We start from the raw sequence: 482 nt of genomic DNA, 5'->3' as shown, positions 1-482 counted from the left end.
CGCGCGGCCCGCGCCGGCGGCGCGGACGCGGTGTCGCTCATCAACACCATCAACTCCATCATGGGCGTCGACCTGGAGCGCATGGCCATGAGCCCGAACACGGGCGGCTGGGGATCGCACGGCGGCTACTGCGGACCGGCCGTGAAGCCGATCGCGCTCAACATGGTGGCCGAGATCGCGCGCGACGAGCAGACCGCGGGCCTGCCGATCAGCGGCATCGGCGGCGTGAGCACCTGGCGCGATGCGGCCGAGTTCATCGCCCTGGGCTGCGGCACCGTGCAGGTGTGCACGGCCGCGATGGTCTACGGCTTCAAGATCGTGCAGGACATGTGCGACGGCCTCTCCAACTTCATGGACGCGCACGGCTACCGGACGATCGAGGACTTCCGCGGCGGCGCCGTGCCGACGGTCAAGGACTGGAAGCAGCTCGACCTGAACCACGTCGACAAGGCGGTGATCAATCAGGATGCCTGCATCCAGTG

General features: G+C 68.5%; 1 pseudogene. It reads left to right on the top strand.

The window, feature by feature from the left end:
* Positions 1 to 482 (top strand): annotated as a pseudogene (locus AC066S_RS39175) (NAD-dependent dihydropyrimidine dehydrogenase subunit PreA); the annotation flags it as partial.

The sequence above is a fragment of the Bradyrhizobium sp. CFUWI genome (assembly GCF_056429085.1).
The sequence above is the reverse complement of the archived record's forward strand: the minus strand, read 5'-3'. Positions and strand labels throughout refer to the sequence as shown.